16 protein-coding genes are annotated in these 19,741 nt (G+C 65.9%); 6 read left to right on the top strand and 10 right to left on the bottom strand.

Annotation, left to right across the window (positions count from 1 at the left end):
• Positions 1-48 precede the first annotated feature (48 nt).
• Complete coding sequence (locus J2R78_RS20165; protein ID WP_253606384.1) at positions 49-567, top strand: MarR family winged helix-turn-helix transcriptional regulator; 519 nt, start codon at positions 49-51, stop codon at positions 565-567.
• Between the two features lie 194 nt (positions 568-761).
• Positions 762-2,594, top strand: a complete 1,833-nt coding sequence (gene atzF / locus J2R78_RS20160) for an allophanate hydrolase (protein ID WP_253609870.1) — start codon at positions 762-764, stop codon at positions 2,592-2,594.
• A 165-nt stretch (positions 2,595-2,759) separates the two neighbouring features.
• On the opposite strand, the gene J2R78_RS20155 is transcribed toward atzF, so the two are convergent.
• The 10 genes from J2R78_RS20155 to ugpB form a co-directional block, all read right to left on the bottom strand.
• A complete protein-coding gene (locus J2R78_RS20155) occupies positions 2,760-3,479 on the bottom strand; it encodes a GntR family transcriptional regulator (protein WP_225649401.1) in 720 nt (239 codons plus the stop codon).
• A 13-nt stretch (positions 3,480-3,492) separates the two neighbouring features.
• Entirely contained in the window at positions 3,493-3,885 is a 393-nt protein-coding gene (gene hpxZ, locus J2R78_RS20150) for an oxalurate catabolism protein HpxZ (protein ID WP_016845830.1), read from the bottom strand.
• Between the two features lies 1 nt (position 3,886).
• Positions 3,887-5,284: an AtzE family amidohydrolase gene (locus J2R78_RS20145; RefSeq protein WP_253606383.1), complete on the bottom strand. Its 1,398-nt coding sequence runs from the start codon at positions 5,282-5,284 to the stop codon at positions 3,887-3,889.
• Between the two features lie 8 nt (positions 5,285-5,292).
• On the bottom strand, positions 5,293-5,472 hold the full coding sequence (locus tag J2R78_RS20140; protein ID WP_018269566.1) for a DUF4089 domain-containing protein: 180 nt from the start codon (positions 5,470-5,472) through the stop codon (positions 5,293-5,295).
• Between the two features lie 94 nt (positions 5,473-5,566).
• A complete protein-coding gene (locus J2R78_RS20135) occupies positions 5,567-7,393 on the bottom strand; it encodes an ABC transporter ATP-binding protein (protein WP_253606382.1) in 1,827 nt (608 codons plus the stop codon).
• A 300-nt stretch (positions 7,394-7,693) separates the two neighbouring features.
• Complete coding sequence (locus tag J2R78_RS20130) at positions 7,694-8,593, bottom strand: ABC transporter permease (protein WP_253588692.1); 900 nt, start codon at positions 8,591-8,593, stop codon at positions 7,694-7,696.
• A gap of 3 nt (positions 8,594-8,596) precedes the next feature.
• The gene (locus J2R78_RS20125; protein ID WP_253606381.1) at positions 8,597-9,610 is read right to left on the bottom strand and encodes an ABC transporter permease; all 1,014 of its coding nucleotides are present in this window, start codon (positions 9,608-9,610) and stop codon (positions 8,597-8,599) included.
• Between the two features lie 7 nt (positions 9,611-9,617).
• Positions 9,618-11,240 carry an ABC transporter substrate-binding protein gene (locus J2R78_RS20120; protein WP_253606380.1) on the bottom strand — a complete coding sequence of 541 codons (1,623 nt, stop codon included), beginning with the start codon at positions 11,238-11,240 and terminating at the stop codon, positions 9,618-9,620.
• A 245-nt stretch (positions 11,241-11,485) separates the two neighbouring features.
• Positions 11,486-12,436 (bottom strand): phosphotransferase, encoded by a 951-nt coding sequence (locus J2R78_RS20115; RefSeq protein ID WP_253606379.1) that lies wholly within the window; start codon positions 12,434-12,436, stop codon positions 11,486-11,488.
• A gap of 163 nt (positions 12,437-12,599) precedes the next feature.
• Positions 12,600-13,919: a sn-glycerol-3-phosphate ABC transporter substrate-binding protein UgpB gene (gene ugpB, locus J2R78_RS20110; protein ID WP_309145007.1), complete on the bottom strand. Its 1,320-nt coding sequence runs from the start codon at positions 13,917-13,919 to the stop codon at positions 12,600-12,602.
• Between the two features lie 216 nt (positions 13,920-14,135).
• On the opposite strand from ugpB, the gene J2R78_RS20105 reads away from it, so the two are divergent.
• Genes J2R78_RS20105 through J2R78_RS20090 form a run of 4 tightly spaced genes read left to right on the top strand, consistent with a single transcriptional unit; the run spans position 14,136 to position 19,645 of the window.
• On the top strand, positions 14,136-15,092 hold the full coding sequence (locus J2R78_RS20105) for a TRAP transporter substrate-binding protein (RefSeq protein WP_253606378.1): 957 nt from the start codon (positions 14,136-14,138) through the stop codon (positions 15,090-15,092).
• Positions 15,093-15,126: 34 nt separating this feature from the next.
• On the top strand, positions 15,127-17,193 hold the full coding sequence (locus tag J2R78_RS20100; protein WP_253606376.1) for a HAMP domain-containing sensor histidine kinase: 2,067 nt from the start codon (positions 15,127-15,129) through the stop codon (positions 17,191-17,193).
• The gene (locus J2R78_RS20095; protein WP_092078609.1) at positions 17,163-18,911 is read left to right on the top strand and encodes a DUF3369 domain-containing protein; all 1,749 of its coding nucleotides are present in this window, start codon (positions 17,163-17,165) and stop codon (positions 18,909-18,911) included. Before J2R78_RS20100 ends, J2R78_RS20095 begins: the two co-directional genes overlap by 31 nt.
• Entirely contained in the window at positions 18,908-19,645 is a 738-nt protein-coding gene (locus J2R78_RS20090) for a response regulator (protein ID WP_076831064.1), read from the top strand. Before J2R78_RS20095 ends, J2R78_RS20090 begins: the two co-directional genes overlap by 4 nt.
• Positions 19,646-19,741 lie beyond the last annotated feature (96 nt).

Below are 19,741 nucleotides of genomic sequence, written 5' to 3'. Positions count from 1 at the left end.
GTCAACAACAATCTTTCCCTCTCGCCTTGGGCACGCTAGCCTGGGCTCATGGCAGGCCAGCAAAAGACATCGCGCAAGGCGGCAGGAACGGCAGCGGCAATCCGCCGCGCCCGGTCGCATGGAGCAAATGGCGGGGCGGCCGGCGACGACATCGGCCTCGACGCGCTGGTCGGTCACGCCGGCTATGCGGTGCGGCGCTTCCAGCTCTGGATCTTTCAGGACTTCATCAAGACGCTGGCGACGGTCGATATCCGTCCAACCCAGTATTCGGTGATGACCGTGATCGGGGCCAATCCTGGCCTCAGCCAGATGGCGGTGGCAAAGCGGCTCGGGATCGAGCGCGCGCGGCTGGTGCATCTGCTCGACAGCCTGGAAGACCGCGAATTCGTCAGCCGCGTCCCCTCCGCGACCGACCGCCGCTCCCATGCGCTGCATCTGACCGCGCGCGGCAAGACCGCGCTGGCGCAGTTCAAGCGGCTCGCCGCCGAGCATGAGCGGCATGTCGCGGAGAAGATCGGCAAGGAAAATCGCAAACAGCTGCTGCAGATCCTCGCCTGCTTCACCTGACCTCGCGACGAGATTTCGGCTTGACCAGAGCTGCCTCTAAATTGGGCAGATGCTCTCTCGAGCGAGCCTACGTCCGCTCCCGACGAGCATTTCAAGCAACTGATATTGTGCAATAATCCGCCGCGCGACGGACGCGGGTGAATTGTACACAATGGCACATTGCTTGCTTCGACCAGGCTGCAATTCCCTTGCGGATGGCATCCGACGCCTCCCGCTCACGAGATGAGGCCAAGCACGTGACTGAAACTGTCGCCGCGATCGTCGCCGCGCACCGCGCCGGGACCATGACGCCGGCCCAAACCGTGGCGCGCAGCTACCAGCGCATCCGCGAGCACAACGACCCCGCCATCTTCATCAGCCTGCGCGACGAGAAGGATGCGCTTGCCGAGGCCGGGCGGCTCGCCGATCCGACGTTGCCGCTCTACGGCCTGCCGGTCGCGGTCAAGGACAATATCGACGTCAAGGGCCTGCCGACCACCGCCGCCTGCCCGGCGTTCTCGTATCTGCCGGCGCAGGATTCCACGGCGGTCGCCAAGCTTCGCGCGGCCGGCGCCATCATCATCGGCAAGACCAATCTCGACCAGTTCGCCACCGGTCTGGTCGGCGTGCGCTCGCCCTACGGCATTCCCAAGAACCCGGTGCGCGGCGATCTGGTGCCGGGCGGATCGAGCTCGGGCTCCGCGGTCGCGGTCTCAGCGGGCCTGGTGCCGCTTGCGCTCGGCACCGATACCGCGGGCAGCGGCCGCGTGCCGGCGATGCTCAACAACATCGTCGGGCTCAAGCCGAGCCTCGGGCTGATCTCGACCACCGGCGTCGTGCCGGCGTGCCGGACGCTCGACTGCGTCTCGATCTTCTCGCTCACCGTCGACGACGCGCTGGCGGCGCTCGCCGTCATGTCCGGGCCGGATGACGCCGATCCGTACTCGCGCGGCGACCGGCCGCTGGCCCCACTGGCAAGCTTTCCGGCCAAGCTGAGGCTCGGCATTCCCCAAACCGGCCAGCTGAAATTCTTCGGCGATCACGAGGCCGAGAAGGCCTATGGCGAGGCGTGCAAGCGCTGGCAGGCGCTTGGCGCCGATCTCGTCGCGTTCGACCTCGCGCCGTTCTTCGAGACCGCGCGGTTGCTTTATGAGGGTCCGTGGGTGGCGGAACGCTATCTCGTCATCCGCGACCTGCTCGCGTCGTCGCCCGAGGCGGTCCATCCGGTAACGCGCGAGATCACCGTCGGCGGATCGCGTCCGACTGCCGCCGATACTTTTTCTGCGCTGTACCGCCTCGAGGCGCTGCGCCGCATTGCAGAGCGCAGCCTTGCGCAACTCGATGCCATCGTGTTGCCGACCGCCCCGACCGTCTATTCCACCGCTGACGTGCTCGCCAATCCGATCGAGCTGAACTCGCGGCTCGGCACCTACACCAATTTCGTCAACCTGCTCGACATGTGCGGCCTGGCGCTGCCGGCAGCGATGCGGCCCGACGGCGCGCCGTTCGGCATCACGCTGCTCGCCCCCGCCGGCCGCGACGCCGAGCTTGCCGGCATCGGCCGTGTCTTCCATGCCGACTCCGAACTTACCCTCGGCGCCAATTCACTTCCGCAGCCGCCGCTCACCGCCATACCGACGCAGGCCGGCTCCGACGACATCACCATCGCGGTGGTCGGCGCACATCTCTCCGGCATGGCACTGAACCACGAGCTGACGACGCTCGATGCGCGCCTGCTGGAAGAGGCGGTCACCGGGCCGGATTACAAGCTCTACGCACTCGACACCACGCCGCCCAAGCCCGGCATGCTGCGCATCGAGGCCGGTGCGGGCCATGCGATCAAGCTCGAACTGTGGGCGATGTCACCGGCAGCATTCGGAAAGTTCGTCGCCGCGATTCCGCCGCCGCTGTCGATCGGCACGATCAGGCTCGCCGACGGACGGCAGGCGAAGGGCTTCATCGTCGAACCCGCCGCGATCAACGGCGCGAAGGACATTTCCGCCTATGGCGGCTGGCGCGCATTCATGGCGGAGAGGGCGAAAGCCTAGCCGCAGCGGAAGTGCGCTCCCTCGCCCCGCTCTCGCGGGGAGAGGGTGGGGGTGAGGGGCATCTCTCCGCGCGGAGGACTATCGAGAGACCTGTACCCCCTCACCCGGATTGCGTCTGCGATGCAATCCGACCTCGCCCCGCAAGCGGGGAGAGCTAAGGAGAAGCTACACCGACACCGCGTAGGTCTCGTATTCCCCGCGCACCTGCTCGATATGGGCACGCATCGCCGCGGCGGCGCCTGTCTTGTCGCCGCGCATGATGGCGACGACGACGCGGTCGTGCTCGGCGTGGGACTTTGCCAGACGGCCGAGGTTGCGGAACTGGGCGCGGCGGAACGGCTGCACGCGCACCCGCGTCGCCAGCGTGATCTCGGCGATGTAGGCGTTCTGCGAGCCGGCATAGATCGCGTTGTGGAAGCGCTCATTGACCTCGTGGAACCGCTCGGGATTGCCGGTATAGCTCAGCACCCGCAATTCCTCGTGGATCGCTTCCAGCGCATGGCGCTCCGCCGCCGTCATCCGCTCGGCGGCAAGGCCGGCGCAGATCGCTTCCAGCTCGGCCATCGCCTCGAACATGCCGGTGAGCCGTTCAAGCGAGGGCCGCGCCACCACGGCGCCGCGATGCGCGCGGGCATCGATCAGGCCGCTGGCGGCAAGCTGCCGCAGCGCTTCGCGCACCGGGGTGCGCGAGACGTTGAAGCGCCGCGCAAGGTCGGTTTCATCGAGCCCGGCCCCCGGCGGCAGCGTGCCGCGCACGATCTCGTCGGCAAGCTGCAGCCGCAATTCCTCGGCGCGGGTGACCTTGTCGACCAGCGACGACGGCCGATCGATGCGGCGCACCGTCATCTCGGATTCTGCGTCCTGCGGCAGATCGTCCAGGCTCATCCTCGATCGCCCTTCAAGCACCTTTGGGTTCATCGATGACGCTGACATGGGCCGCGACGATTCTCCAGCCCTCGGGAAAGCGAATCCACGTCTGCATCTGCCGCCCCACTCTACCCGGTGCGCTGTCCCGGTAGAACAGCGTCGAGGCGATCGCGGTGTCGCGGCCATAGGTCGTGATCACGGTCCGCTCGATCTTGCGCATCAGCCCGACCGGCGAGCGTCCTGCGCGAAACGCCATGATCTCGGCATAGCCATAAAGGTTCTCGCCAATGCCGTAACGCAGCGTGCGGCGGTCGTCGCGGAACAGCTCGTCGAGCACCGCGACGTCGTTCGAGACCAGCGCCTTCTCATATCGCTGGAACTGCGCGGTGACCTCGGCGACGACGTCGGGAAGATCGATATCCATATCAGAGCCCTCTCGGCGCCGGCGCGGCCGCAACGCCCCTCTGTTCCAGCGCGTAGGCGACCCGCAGCGCGACGTCCTCGCGCCAGGGCGCCGCGATGATCTGCACGCCGATCGGCATCGGTTCAAGCGGCACCGGCACGGCGACCACCGGCAGGCCGATGAAGGAGATCGGCTGGGTGTGGATGCCGATATTGGCGCGCACCGGAAGCTCGACGCCGTCGAGCGTGAAACTGGCCTGACCGATCTTCGGCGCGGTGCACGGCGTCGCCGGCGCCAGGATCACGTCGACCGACTGGAACAGCTCCAGCACCCTGGCGCGATACCAGCGGCGGAATTTCTGCGCCTTGTCGACATAGACCGCCGGGATCATCGCGCCCGCAATGAGACGGTCGCGCACCGCCGGATCGAAATCGTTGGGACGCTTGCGCAGGCGATCGAGATGCAGCGCGGCACCCTCGGTGGTGGTGATGATGTAGGCCGCGGCGCGAGCGCGCGCCGCTTCGGGAAGCTCCACGGTCCGCGCGGCACCGAGTGCCTTCGCGACACGCGCGACCGCCTCTGCCGCCTCCGGAAACAGATTCTGCTGGAAATAGCCGCCGGCGATCGCAACCCGCAGCCCGCCAATATCGTTGGCAAGCAACGGCACGGTCGGCTCGACCGACTGCACAATGCAGGCCGGATCATCGGCATCAGGCCCCTGCATGGCGTCGTAGGCGAGCGCGAGGTCCTTCGCGCTGCGCGCCAGCGGGCCGAGATGATCGAGGCTGGCGACGAACGGATAGGACCGCGCGCGCGACAGCCGGCCGTAGGTCGGTTTCAGGCCGAACGTGCCGCAGAACGACGACGGCACGCGGATCGAGCCGTTGGTATCGGAGCCGAGCGCGATCGGCACCAGCGCGCCGCCGACGGCGCTGCCCGAGCCGCCGGAGGAGCCGCCGGTCATCCGCGCCGGATCATGCGGGTTGCGCGACGGGCCGTCATGCACATTCTCGCCGGTGAAGTCGTAGGCGTATTCGCCCATGTTGAGCGCGCCGACCAGCACCGCACCAGCCGCCTCCATCCGCTCGATCAGCGTCGCGTCGCGCGACGACGGCGGCAGGTCGCGGTTGATCTTCGAGCCGGCGCGGGTCGGAAGACCCTGCACGTCGAAGAGGTTCTTGACCGCGAAGGGGACGCCGGCGAGCGGGCCGACCGGTTGACCGGCGGCGATCGCGGCATCGACCGCGCTGGCCCCGGCACGCGCGCGATCGGCGGTGACGTCGGTGAAGGCATTGAGGACCTTGTCATGCGCTGCGATCCGCGCCAGCGCAGCCTCGGTCGCGGCAAGAGCCGTGATCTTGCGGCTCGATACCGCCTGCGCGATCTCGGCGGCCGACATGGAAGCGGGAGTTTCGGACATCGCTGATCTCAAGTCGAATAGACGGCGGCCGACACGACGTCGTCCGGCAGCGGGAAGTCATCGACCAGCCGCGCCAGCCGCAGCGAGACGTCGAGATTGGCGCGCACCGCCGGACGCCAGGCGTCCTCCAGCGGCAACGCCATCGCGCGGGCGACGGCGTTCATATAGTCGTCGAGATGATCGGTCATTTCGCTCCAATAACGATTTTGCGCATGATCTCCGCGCAAACGCATTCCGCGTTTGTCGCGAGGAAAACCGGCCCCCACTTTTCCGGATCATGCGTCAAGACACCGGCAGCGGCGGATGCGGGATCGCCGTCAGCAGCTCCCTTGTATAGGCATCCTGCGGATTGCCCAAGACGTGTTCGGATGTGCCCTGCTCCACGATGCGACCGGCGCGCATCACGATGACGCGATCGCACAGCAGGCGCACGACATTGAGGTCGTGCGACACGAACAAATAGCTCATGCCCATCGACTGCTTGAGGTCCTGCAGCAAATTGAGCACCACCGCCTGCACCGAGACATCAAGTGCCGCGGTCGGCTCGTCGAGGATGACGAGCTTCGGGTGCAGCGCGATGGCGCGTGCGATGCCGACGCGGGCCTTCTGGCCGCCGGAGAGCTGGTGCGGGAAGCGGTCCAACAGATTGACCGGCAGGCCGACCAGCCGCGCGAGCTCCTCGCAGCGGGTGCGGAGCGCGTCGCGCCCGCGGATGTCGCCGAGCTGCATGATCGGATCCGCGATGGCGCGCGCCGCGGTGAAGCGCGGATTGAGGCTGTCGGTCGGATCCTGGAACACCATCTGGATCTGGCTACGCCGAGGCAGCCGCGCGAAGGACTGCGGCGCGATGCCGCCGATGTCCTGGCCATCGAACATGATGCGGCCGGAGGTCTGGTCCAGCAGCCGCATCACCATCATCGACGTCGTCGACTTGCCGCAGCCGGATTCGCCGACCAGCCCGACGCTCTCGCCATGGTCGATCGAGAAACTGATGCCGTCGACCGCGCGGAAGATGTCCTCCTCGACCGGCGGCTTGCGCCCGAACAACTTTGCCAGCATCCCGCCCGCGCCCTGGCGCGGGTATTCCTTGACGAGCTTTTCGACTGATAGGAGGGGCTCCATCCGCCCCCTCTCCCCGTTCTTTACGGGGAGAGGGTCGGGGTGAGGGGCCGCATCCGCAGGCACGGCCCGTGGAGAGTCCCCCTCACCCGCCACGCTCTGGCGCGCGAGTGCGCTCCCGAGCGTGTCGGCCTCTCCCCGCACGCGGGGAGAGGCAAGCGAATCCTCCTCCGGCAACAGATCCCGGAGCGACACCCCGAGCCGCGGCGTCGCGCGCATCAGCTTCCGGGTGTAGGCATGCCGGGGCGCGGCGAAAATGTCGGCCGAGACGGCGGTCTCGACCACGCGGCCCTTCTCCATCACCACGACGCGGTCGCAATAGGCGGCGGCGAGGCCGAGATCATGCGTGATCAGGATCGTCGACATCGCCCGGCGCCGGGTCAGCTCGACGATCAGGTCCATCACTGCCTTCTGGGTGGTGACGTCGAGCCCGGTGGTCGGCTCGTCGGCGATCAGAAGCTGCGGATTGCAGGCCAGCGCCAGCGCGATGACGACGCGCTGGCACATGCCGCCGGACAGCTCGAACGGATAGGCATGATAGCGCTCGCGTGCGCGCGCGATCTTGACCTGCTCCAGCGCCTCGATCGCCTTCTCGCCGCGATCAGTGACCTGCGCCTGCTGCACATGCTGGCGCAGCACGTCCTCGATCTGGTGCCCGACCTTGCGGATCGGATTGAGCGCCGCGCGCGGATTCTGGAAGATCATCGAGACTTCGCGGCCGCGCAGATCGCGCATCTGGCTCTCCGAGGCAGACTTGACGTCGATGCCGGAGAACATCACCGAGCCCTCGGCGATCCGGCCGGCGCGATCGAGGATGCGCATCACGGCATAGGAGGTTACCGACTTGCCGGAGCCGGACTCGCCGACGATGCCGACAGTCTCACCCTTGCCGACCGATATGTTGACGTGCTGCACCGCCTTGACGATGCCGCGGCGGGTGGTGAACTCGACCGTGAGGTCGCTGACGTCGAGCAGCGGCTGGGCGGTCATGCGCACCTCTCCTCACAGGGTGCGTCATCCAAAAATCCGCAAAACAACCCCATGCAAAGGAGCGGAGCGGTAGCACGGCACCGGACCGGGACAGGCATCATGTTCTCCGCCTGTCCAGTGCGCCCCCTCGCCCCGCTCTTGCGGGGAGAGGGTTGGGGTGAGGGGCATCTATCGGCACGTACAACTGGCTGAGGAGTGCGCGGAGAGCCCCCCTCACCCGGTCCGCTAACGCGGCCCGGCCTCTCCCCGCACGCGGGGAGAGGCGAAGAAAGCGCGCATGCGTTAGCCAGGTCCACATCATCACGTCCTCCGCTGCGGGTCGACGATGTCGCGCAGGCCGTCGCCGAGCAGGTTGAAGCAGAACACCGCGATCATCAGCGCCAGGCCCGGGAACAGCGCGATCCACCACTCGCCCGACACCATGAAGCCTGCGCCCTCGGCGACCATGATGCCCCACTCCGCGGTCGGCGGCCGGACGCCGAGCCCGATGAAGGACAGGCCCGCGGCGTTGAGGATCGCATAGCCCATGGTCAGCGACATCTGCACGATCATGATCGGCATGATGTTGGGCAGGATGTGCCCGAGCAGAATGCGGTACTCGCCGTTGCCGGACAGCCGCGCCGCCTGCACGAAGCCGGCATTGCGGCGGACGTTTGCTTCTGCGCGTGCGACGCGGGCATAGAGCGGGAAGTTCACGATCGCGGTCGCGATGATGATGTTCTGCACGGTGTTGCCGAGCGCCGCGACGATGCCCATCGCCAGCACGAACAGCGGAAACGCCATGATGGTGTCGGCGATGCGGCCGACGATGCGGTCGGTCCAGCCGCCGAAATAGCCGGCGGCGATGCCGGCCAGCCCGCCCATCAGGAACACCAGCACGACGGAGGCGACCGCGATGAAGGTGTCGAGCCGCGTCGCGACGATGACGCGGCTGAAGATGTCGCGGCCGAGCTGATCGGTGCCGAACCAGTGCGCGGCCGACGGCGGCTTCAATGCAGCCGCGGTGTCGGAGGCGAGCGGGTCGTACGGCACCACGTAGGGCCCGAACAGCGCGGCAAACAGGATCAGGACCAGCAGCGCGAAGGCAAAGCCGGTGACCTTGTTTTCGCTCAAGACGTAGCGGGTCTGCTCAAAAGCAGCGGCAAGCCCCGACGTGCGGGCGGGTCCTGCGGGTTCGACGGTTGGAGCTACGGTGCTCATGCTCTAGCCCTCCAGCCTGACGCGGGGATCGATCACGCCGTAGAGGATGTCGATCACCAGATTGAGCAGCACGTACATGACCGCCATGGTCAGCACGAAGCCCTGCACCGGCGCGAAGTCGGATGCGATCAGCGCCTCGACCGCGTAGGAGCCGATGCCGGGCCAGGCGAACACCTTTTCCACCAGCACATTGGCGCCCAACAGGAACGAGAACACCATGCTGAGCGTGGTGATGACCGGCAGCATCGCGTTGCGGAAGGCGTAAGTGACGATCACCTTGCCGGGCGACAAGCCGCTGGCGCGCGCGGTACGGACGAAGTCGGACGCCAGCACCGCCAGCATCGAGGCGCGCGTCATCCGCGCGATCGGCGCCAGCGAGAAGATCGCGAGCGTCACCGCCGGCAGGATCAATTGGCTGAGCGCAGAACGAAACGCCTCGAAGTCCCGCGCGATCAGCGTGTCGATGAGATAGAAGCCCGTGACCGTCGGCGGCGCGCTAGCGAACACGTCGAGCCGGCCGAGCGGCGCCGGCGACCAGCCGAGCCGGAAATAGAACAGATAGACCAGCACGAGCCCGGTGAAGAACACCGGCAGAGACACGCCGGCCGTGGTGGTGACGCGGCAGAGATGGTCGATCCAGGAGCCCGGCCGCGTCGCCGCCAGCACGCCGAGCGGGATCGCGATCACGATGGAGACGACAAGGCCGAGCAGAGTGAGCTCGGCCGACGCCGGCAGGCGGTTGCGCAGCTCGGCCGCCACCGGCTGGCCCGTGGTCAGCGATGTGCCGAGATCGCCGTGGGCGAGATCGTTGGTGTAGCGGACGAACTGCTCGATCAGCGGCTTGTCGAAACCAAGCTTCTTGCGGATCTGGTCGACCGCCTCCTTGGTGGCCGCGGGGCCAGCAAAATACGTCGCGGGATCGCCCGGCAGCGCGCGCGTCAGCAGGAACGTCACGATCACGACCCCGATCAGCGACGGGATCGCGAACAGCAGCCGCTTGCCGATCATCGCAAGCATCAGCGCCTCACCCCTTCGCCATCGCGCGATAGTCGAGGCGGCGGTGGAACCAGTATTGGTAGCCCGTCACGTTCTTCTGCATCGCGACGTTGACGAAGGGCTGATAGAGCGGGATGCGCGGGATGTCGGCGAAGGCGAGATCGACGAAACCCTTGACGTCGGCGTCGTAGGCCGCGGTGTCACCATTCGCGGCGGCAATGCGTGCGCCGTCGATGAGCTTGTCCATCTCGGGCGATTTGTAGCTCATCGTGTTGAAGATCGAATTGTTGCCGTGATAGCACCAGTAGAAGAAGTACTCGGGGTAATCGAGCCAGCCCGAGAACACGTTGGTGAACAGCGGCATTTCCTTCTTGGTGAGCTCGGTGCGCCAATTGGCGCCGGGCACCTTGTTGATCGTGGTCTTGATGCCGAGCTGCGCCAGACTCTCCTGCACCAGCACGCAAAGCGGCTCGTTGACACCTGCGAAATTCAGGTCGAACGAGATCGTGGTCTCGAAACCGTTGGCGTAGCCGGCTTCAGTGAGCAGCGCCTTGGCCTTCTCCATGTCGGTGAAATACTTGGTCGGCTGCGGCCAGGCGACCTCGGTCGGCTTGTCCTTTGCCGCGCCGAACATCGGGTTGGCGAGACCGAACAGCACCGCATCCATGATCTTCTGATACGGCATCGCGTAGGCCATCGCCTGCCGTACCTTGGGATTATCGAACGGCGGCTTGGTCACGTTCATGCCGATATACTGGATGCCGTTGGAGAACGGCAGCGAGACCACGCTGAGCTTGCCGTTCGCCTTCATCTCCTGGAAGTCCTTGAACGGCAGCTCATAGGAGATGTCGGCGTCGCCGCGCTCGAGCAGCGCGCGACGGTTGCCGGCCTGCGGCACCATGCGCCAGATCACGCGCTTGATCTTCGGCATCGGACCGCAGACCCACTCGTCGTTGCGCTCCATGACGACTTCGGTGCCGGCGGTCCACTTGGTCACCTTGTAGGCGCCGGAGCCCGCGGTCTGCTGCTTGGTGAATTCGAGGCCCCACGGATCCTTCTCGCTGGCGTTCTTCTTCACGAGCTCGGAATTGACGACGCAGGGCACGATCACAGCGAGGTCGGGGATCGTCAGCTTGTCCTTCTTCAGGAAGTCGACGCGCACCGTGGTGTCGTCGACGACCACGAACTGCTCGGGCTTGGTCAGCGAGCCCGCGCTCATCTGGAAGGTCGGAAAGCCGCCGACGCTGACCGCACGGTCGAGCGACCATTTGACGTCCTTCGCCGTCACCGGCGTGCCGTCATGGAATTTGGCGTTCTTGCGCAGCTTGAAGGTGACCGACATGTCGCCGATGTTGAAGTCCTCGGCGAGCTCGGGCTTGAACTTGTCGCGGTTGTAATAGGGCACGCCGCCCGGACCGCTCTTCATCTCGTGGCTGATCAGGCGGTCGTAGCAATTCCACGACACCTCGTAGCCCGGCACGTTGGTGCCGACGCCGTGGATATCGAGATTGTTGGGGCCGCCTTCGGAGACGATCAGCAGCGTCTCGGAGCGCGCGTCGGCCTTGGCCGGCGACCAGATCGCGGGCGCGGTCGGCGCCAGCGCCCCCGCCGCCAGTCCAGACACCGATTTGAGGAAATCGCGACGCTTCATGTGATGCTCCAACGCCTTGGGAAACGGCCTTGGAACTCAGATCGCAAGGATTGTGCCAACCCTTAATGAAACTTATGTCCTGCTAATGCCTTGCCGGAGCAAGGTAAAACGTCGACCGGTATCCCGGTCGGGCAAGCTCTCAGATCGCCAATTGCATACAAAGACGGGCTATATGCTCAATAGATGAGCAGAAAATGACTCCTGCTCGCTTTGTGGCCGCAATGGATGTCGCGCGCTGAAGAGCGCTAATCCGGCCAGATCAGTTCCTGTAATTGCACGAAGTCGTCGACCCGGTCCGGCCAGCCTTCGATGCAGATGTGCCGGAGCGGATCGCTGGCAGAGTGCAGCATCAAGAGTGCCATCAGCCGCCGCTTCAGGGTGAACGTCACATCAGTGCGCGAGATGCCGAAACCATCGAACAGGCTGCGCACCCGGCGCGGATGCCCGGCGGCCATGAAGGCGCTGGGGCCGAGCAGGTCGTACTCGCCCCATCCGGTCCGGACGTCGCCGAAGTCGAACAGGCCGGCGACGTGCCAGCCGTCGGCCCGGCGCCCGAGCAGAAAGTTCTCCGGGATGTATTCGCCGGTCAGGATCACCGGCGGCGCGTTCATCGGGATCAACTCAGTGGCGTCACGCAGCAGATCATCGAGCGAGGCGAGCAATTTCGCCGGCAGGCCGAGCCGCTCATGCCGCGCCCGGCACTGCGCGATCTGCCCGCGCATGAAGGCCTCCCAGTGCGGCTCGATCGCGCGCAGGCTGCCGGGCGGCACGCGCTGCACCTCGGCGATCACGGCCCCGATCTCGGCGAGCACGCGCTCGCGCTCGGCTTCCGACAGCGATGGCCACACTTCCGAGCCGACGGTGCCGGACAGGCGGGTGATGACGAGATAGGGCCAGCCGTCACGCTCGCCCTGCACGACAAGATCGGGAATCGGAATGCCGAGCCGTCCGCGCAACTCGGCAAGCGCGCCGCGCTCGGACACGAATTGCGGGCGCAGAAACGGCGGGAAGAGTTTGAGGATCAGGCCATCGTCCAGCCCGACAACCAGATTGGTGCCGGTCGAGAACACATGCGGCGCGACGCACGACAGCCCGTGGCCATCAGCAATATCGCGCGCGACCGGCAGCCAGCGCGACGTGTCGCTGCGCCAGGCACGGTAGCTGTCGTAGTCGGTGAGGAGAGGAAGGGATATCATTTCAAGGAATCTCTTAGCGGAATCTATCCCCGTCATCCTGAGGTGCGAGCGGAGCGAGCCTCGAAGGATGAATCGGCCCGACTGGTGGCCGTCGATCCTTCGAGACGCCGCTTCGCGGCTCCTCAGGATGACGGAGAAACAGTTTGAGCAGCTTGGATGCCCCTCACCTATCCGGATTGGCGCGCTCGAACTGGCGCAAGAGGCGGTTGCCGCGCTCGACGGCGTTGTCCATCGCGGCTTGCGCCGATCGCTTGCCGGCGAACACCTGCTCGAGCTCCTCCTCGATCACGTCGCGGATCAGGACGAACGAGCCGAGGCGGATGCCCTTCGAATTGTCGGTCGGCGGCTTCAGCGTCACCTCCTCGATCGAGATCGAGGCGCCGGGATTGCGATCGTAGAAACCCTGCGCGCGAGTCAGATCGAATGCGGCGCGGGTGATCGGCAGGTAGCCCGTGTTCTGGTGCCAGGTGGCCTGCACCTCCGGCCGCGACAGATAGGCGAAGAACTTCGCCACGCCGGCATATTCGGCGCGCGGCCGGTCGCGCAGCACCCACAGCGTCGCGCCGCCGATGATCGAGTTCTGCGGCGCGCCCTGCACGTCGGGTTCGTACGGCATCATGCCGTAGCCGACCTCGAATTTGGAATTGGCCTTGATGTCGGCGCGCGTGCCCGACGAGCCGATGAAGATGCCGCACTCCCCTTTCTGGAAGCGCGGCTCGGCCGCCTGCCCGCGGCCGCTGTAGTCGAAGGTCTTGTCGGCCTGCCACTGCGCGAGCTGCGCGATGTGGCGAACCACCAGCGGATTGTTGAAGATCAGCTGGGCGTCGAGCCCGGAAAACCCGTTGGCCTTGGTCGCGATCGGCAGATTGTGGAAGGCGGAGAAATTCTCGACATTGATCCAGGACGGCCACGACGTGGTCAGGCCGCACATCGCGCCCGCCGCGCGCAGCCGCTTGGCCGCGACGCCGAGCTCCGGCCAAGTCCTCGGCGGCACACTCGGATCGAGCCCGGCGGACCGGAACATATCCTTATTGTAGTAGAGGATCGGCGTCGAGGCATTGAACGGGAACGACAGCATGTTGCCGTCGACATCGGCATAGTAGCCGGCCACCGCGGGCAGATAGGCCGACGGCGCGAACGCCTCGGACTGATCGCGCATCAGCTCGAACACCGGATAAATCGCGCCGCGGGCCGCCATCATGGTTGCGGTCGCGATCTCGTTGACCTGAACGATCGCCGGCTGGCTGCGCGATCGGAAGGCGAAGATCGCCGCGGTGACGGTCTCGGTATAGTTGCCCTTGTAGGCGGGCACGATCCGGTAGTCGGATTGCGAGGCGTTGAAATCGGCGGCAAGCTTCTCGAGCTGCTTGCCGAGCTCGCCCGACATCGCGTGCCACCACATGATCTCGGTGGCCGCCCGCGCCGGCGACACAAGCAGAAGAGCCGCGACGACGAGGTACAGGAGCTTCAAAGCGAACTTCACGACGAGCCGTTCCCGGATGCCAACACGCCCTCATAAGGCGCTACAACCGCAGATTCAACCGACACCGCAGGTTGCACCGCGGATTTAACGTTTGGCCGATGGCGAACCAGCGCCATTCTGCTAAAAATGCGTTGAACCTTTTCTTCCCGCTCAGGACACAATTCACAAGGGGAATAGTAGCCTGTGTACCGCCGCGCCGGCCTTTCGCGGATAACGATGCTTGCCGTCGCGCTGTCATGGGCAGCGGTCCCGGCGAGCGCTTTCGCGCGCGAATTTCGGACCGCCGATACCCAGAATGAGGACTATCCGACCGTCCAGGCGCTGAATTACATGGACCGCCTGATCGCTGAACGCACCGCCGGCCGGCACCGCATCGTGGTCTTCCATTCCCGCCAGCTCGGTGAGGAGAAGGAGACGCTGGAGCAGACCCGGGCCGGCGCCATCGATTTGAACCGGACCAATGTCGCGCTGATCGGGACAATGGTGCCGTCGGTCAACGTGCTGGCAATGCCGTTCCTGTTTCGATCGCCCGAACACCTGCAAACCGTGCTGGATGGACCGATCGGCAGCGAGATCCTGAACAGTCTCGGGGATCACGGCTTCGTCGGGCTGGCCTTCTACGATTCCGGCGCCCGCTCGATCTATAACAGCGTGCGCCCGGTGCGTTCGCTCGACGACCTCAAGGGACTGCGGGTGCGCGTGCAGCAATCCGAACGGATGTCGGACATGGTGCGCGCGCTCGGCGCCCAGCCGGTCCAGATGCCCTACGGCCAGGTGCTGACCGGATTCGCCACCGGGCTGATCGACGGCGCCGAGAACAACTGGGCGTCCTTCGTCACCACCGGTCACTACAAATATGCCGGCTACTACACGCTGACCCGGCACACTTTCAGTCCGGACGTGCTGCTGATGTCGCAAAGGGCCTGGGCCAGCCTCTCGCCGGAGGAGCAGGCGATCTTCCGCGAGGCCGCGCAACGCTCCAGCGCCTACATGCGCGAGAGATGGCGCGAGCTCGAGGAGCGTTCGCGCAAGCAGGCGGAGCTGGCCGGCGTCAAGATCGTGACCGACATCGACCGCAAGCCGCTCGAAGCCGCAATGGCCGGCATCTACGCCAGGGCCGAGCGCGATCCTGCGATATCAGCGCTGATCGAACGCATCCGCAACATGGAGTAACCGGATCTTGGACGCACCAGAGCAGGACGGGACTGTGAGACGGCGGGCGGCCTTCGGGCCGCAGGGCCGTTTCCGCATCGTCCAGTTGCTGCGTGCGGTCCCGATCCGCTGGCGCATCCTTTCGATCGCCCTGCTCAACTCGGCGGTCGTGATCGTGCTGGCGGTGCTGATCTGGAACGGCTCGAAGGTGCTCGGCTCGGCCTGGGAGGATGTCCGCCAGGTGCGGGAATCCGACAAGATCCTGGCCAAGCTCGAAAGCGAGACCAGCCGTCTGCAGAACCTGATCCATCGCTACATCAATCAGCCGAGCCCGGACCTGTTCGCGGAAATCCTGCTGCTCCGCGAGGCCGTGCTCGGCACGCTGACCAACCGGGCCTCGACCGACCCGATGCTGTCAGGCTCGGTCGAGCAGCTGGAGCGGGTCACCAGCCGTTTCCTCGACGGCTTCGGCGAACTGCGCACCGTGCAGACCAGGATCGCCAAGACCTATGACGAGCAGGTGCTGTCGCCGACCAAGGACATGGCCGGGCTCTATTCGATCATCGAGGGCGCGACCGGCCATCGCGATGCGCTGATCTGGCCCGCGCTCGGCAAGTCGCGCGAGGCGTTCACCTCGCTGCTGGTCGCCGCCAACGCCTACTACCTCTCGCTTGCCTCCTCGTCGGCCGAGGAAGCCCGCCGCAACATCGATACGATCGAGCGGACGATTCCGGTCATGACCGATCTGGCCGAGAACGATCTGCAGCGCATGGCGCTGGCGCGGCTCAAGGTCAAGACCGCCGAGCTGCGCGACGGGCTCGGCAAGCTCAGCGAGCAGCTCACCAACCGCACCGATCTGCTGCGCAACTCGATCGACGCCAGCCAGGCCGATGCGATCGGCGCGATCGACGATCTCTCGGTGAAGATGCGCCAGCGCGAGCAGAAGGCGCAGGAGACGTTCGACAAGACGCTGACCTCGATCTCGCGCCGGGTGCTGTCGATTGCCGTGATCTTCCTCGGCGTCATCATGTCGGCCGGCGTCATGATCGCGCTGTCGATCCGGCTGCCGCTGGCGCAGATCATGGCCGCGATGCGCACCATCACCTCGGGTGACCTCGACCGGCCGGTGCAGGGCACGTCGGCCAAGGACGAGGTCGGCGCCATGGCGCGCGCGGTCGAAGTGTTCCGCGAAAACGCGATCGCCAAGCGCAAGACCGAGGACGAGCTGCGCACCGCCAAGGAGGAGGCCGAAAGCGCGCTGCTCGAGCTCAACACCGCGCAGCAGAACCTGATCGATGCCGAACGCCTCGCCGCGCTCGGCGGCCTCGTTGCCGGCGTCGCCCACGAAGTCAACAATCCGATCGGCATCAGCCTGACGGTGGCGTCGAGCTTTGCCCGCCGCAGCGAGATGTTCGAGAACGATTTGAAGACCGAGCCGCTGCGCCGCTCCAAGCTCGACGAGTTCGTCCGCGCCTCGCGTGACGCATCGCAGCAACTGGTCTCGAACCTGACGCGCGCCGGCGAGCTGATCCAGTCGTTCAAGCAGGTTGCCGTCGACCGCTCGCATGCCGAACGCCGCCAGTTCGCCTTGAGCGAATCCACCGACCAGATCGTGGCGAGCCTGCGGCCGGTGCTGAAGAAGGCCGCGATCGCGCTCTCGGTCGATGTGCCCGAGGGGCTCTTGATCGACGGCTATCCCGGCGCCTATGGGCAGATCTTAACCAATCTTTTCCTCAACGCCGTCAATCATGCCTTTGCCGATGGCCGCTCCGGCACCATCACCATCTCGGCGCGCGGGCGCGGCGCTGACGATGTGGAGATCATCTTCGCAGACGACGGGGCTGGCATGACGCCGGACGTGCAGCGGCAGGCGTTCGACCCGTTCTTTACGACGCGCCGCAACGAAGGTGGTACGGGCCTTGGCCTCCACATCGTCTATAACCTCGTCACCCAGCAGCTCGGTGGACGCATGATGCTGGAGTCAAGGGTAGGACAAGGCACCACTTTTCGCATTATCATGCCCAGGATCGCCAAGGGGGCTGCCAAGGGCGAGCCCACGATCGCTGACGCAGCAGCCGACGGAACCAGTCAATGGCCGAACAGGACGATGTCCTCCAACTGATCGACGATACCGAGAGCCCCCAGGAGGACTCGTCGGCCCGCAAATGGAAGATCGCCGTTATCGACGACGATCACGCCGTCCATGAAGGCACCCGCTTCGCGCTGAGCGACTACAACCTGAACGGTTCGACGCTGGAGATCCTCTCGGCCTACTCTGCGGCCGAAGGCCGCACGCTGATGCGGGACAACCCCGACATCGCAGCCGTGCTGCTCGACGTCATCATGGAGACCGACGTCGCCGGCCTCGAGCTCGTCGAGTTCATCCGCAACGAGATCAAGAACGAGACCGTGCGCATCATCCTGCGCACCGGCCAGCCCGGCCAGGCGCCGGAACGGCGCGTCATCGTGCAATACGACATCAACGACTACAAGGCGAAGACCGAGCTCACCGCCGACAAGCTGTTCACGTCGCTGACGGCCGCGCTGCGCAGCTACCAGCAGCTCGAGCGCATGGTGCAGACACGGCGCGGGCTCGAGATCATCATCGACGCGGCCTCGACGCTGTACGATTTCAAGTCGATGCAGCGGCTGGCCGAGGGCGTGCTGACCCAGCTCGCCTCGCTGCTCAACGTCGACTGCGCCGGCATTCTGGTGCTGCGCGACGACGGCAATTCGGCGGCTGCCGATTTCTCGGTGCTGGCCTGCTCGGGCTGCTACAGCCGCTTCATCGGCACCACCTCGTCGAAGGCGCTCGATCCGGACCTGCGGCACATGGTGGAGGAAGCATTCCAGCGCCGCAAGAACGAGTTCGCCGACCACCGCAGCGTGCTCTATTCGCGCACCGGCAGCGGCCGCGAGGTCGTGGTGCTGCTGCAGGCCGAGCGCCAGCTCTCCGACACCGACCGTGCGCTGGTCGAGATCTTCTCGAGCCGGCTGTCGATCGCGTTCGACAATGTGATCCTCTACCAGCAGCTGCACGAGGCCAACACCCAGCTCGAGGACCGCGTCGCGCAGCGCACCCGCGCGCTGATGCAGGCCAACCGGCGGCTCTCGGCGCAATGGCTGCGGCTGCAGCGCGCCAACGGCTTCAAGAACGAAATCCTCGGCACCGTCGCTCACGATCTGAAGAACCCGCTCGGCGTGATCCTCGGACGCACCGAGATGCTGACCGAACTGATCGGCGCCGGCTCGCCGAAGGAAAACGTCACGTCGCAGGTCGAGCACATCAGGGACGCGACCAAGCGGCTGACCTCGATGGTCGACCATCTGATCTCGGACGCGATGGCCGACGCCTTCGACATCACCATCCGCCGCGAGCCGGTCGACGTCGCGGCCCTGGTCAACGAGGTCACCGAGGCGAATTTGCCTTCGGCCGTCAACAAGCAGCAGAGCATCTCGGTCTCGGGGCCGCAGCAATTCGTCACGATGTGCGACGCTGACCGGATTCGCGAGGCGATCGACAACCTCGTCAGCAACGCCATCAAGTACTCGCCGATCGGCGGCAAGATCACGGTCACGGTCAGCCATGAGGGCGACGACACCGTGATCCGGATTGCCGACCAGGGCCCCGGCCTCAGCCCCGAGGATCTCGGCCGGCTGTTCGGCCGGTTCCAGCGGCTGTCGGCCAAGCCGACCGCGGGCGAAAGCTCGACCGGGCTCGGCCTTTCCATTGTCAAGCGCATCATCGACATGCATGGCGGCCATGTGACCGCGCAGAGCCCGGGCCCCGGACAGGGGTCGACCTTTACGGTTACACTGCCGGCAACAGAGACATCATGAGCCAGAACCCGCATATCTTCATCGTGGACGATGAGGCGCCGGCCCGCGAAATGGTCGGCGATTACCTCAAGATGCACGGCTTCGGCGTGACGCTGTGCGATGGCGGCAAGAGCCTGCGCAAGGAGATCGAGGGCTGCACGCCCGATCTCGTGGTGCTGGACCTCAACATGCCCGAGGAAGACGGGCTGTCGATCATTCGCGACCTCAAGAGCAAGATCAACGTCCCCGTCATCATGCTGACAGCTACTGCCAGCCCGATCGACCGGGTGGTCGGGCTGGAGCTCGGCGCCGACGACTACGTGGCCAAGCCCTGCGAATTGCGCGAGCTGATGGCACGCATCCGCTCGGTGCTGCGGCGGAGCGGGCCGGCGAAAGCGGCGGCGCCGGAACCGGCGAACGCGAAGGCCGAAAAGGAGCAGCTGGTTCGGTTCGGCACCAAATGGCTCGATCTCGAGGCCCAGGCGCTACGCGACGACGAGGGCAACGAGCATCCGCTGACGGCCTCCGAATTCGGCCTCCTGAAGGTGTTCGCGGCCAACCCGAAGCGGGTGCTGTCGCGCGAGCGGCTGCTGGAACTCGCCAATGCGCGCGACGCGGAGGCCTTCGACCGCGCCGTCGACCTGCGCATCATGCGCATCCGCCGCAAGATCGAATTCGACCCGACCAAGCCGTCGGTGATCCGCACCATCCGCGGCGGCGGCTATCTGTTCTCGCCGACCGGCGACAAGGCGTAACGTCGTCGTCCCGGCGCTATTCCCGTCATCCTGAGGAGCCGCGCAGCGGCGTCTCGAAGGATGCACGGCCCGGCTGGTGGCCGTCGATCCTTCGAG

The organism is Bradyrhizobium sp. USDA 4538 (assembly GCF_024171045.1).
Lineage (GTDB): Bacteria > Pseudomonadota > Alphaproteobacteria > Rhizobiales > Xanthobacteraceae > Bradyrhizobium > Bradyrhizobium australafricanum.
Note: the sequence above shows the minus strand (reverse complement) of the source record. Positions and strands in the feature narration are given on the sequence as shown.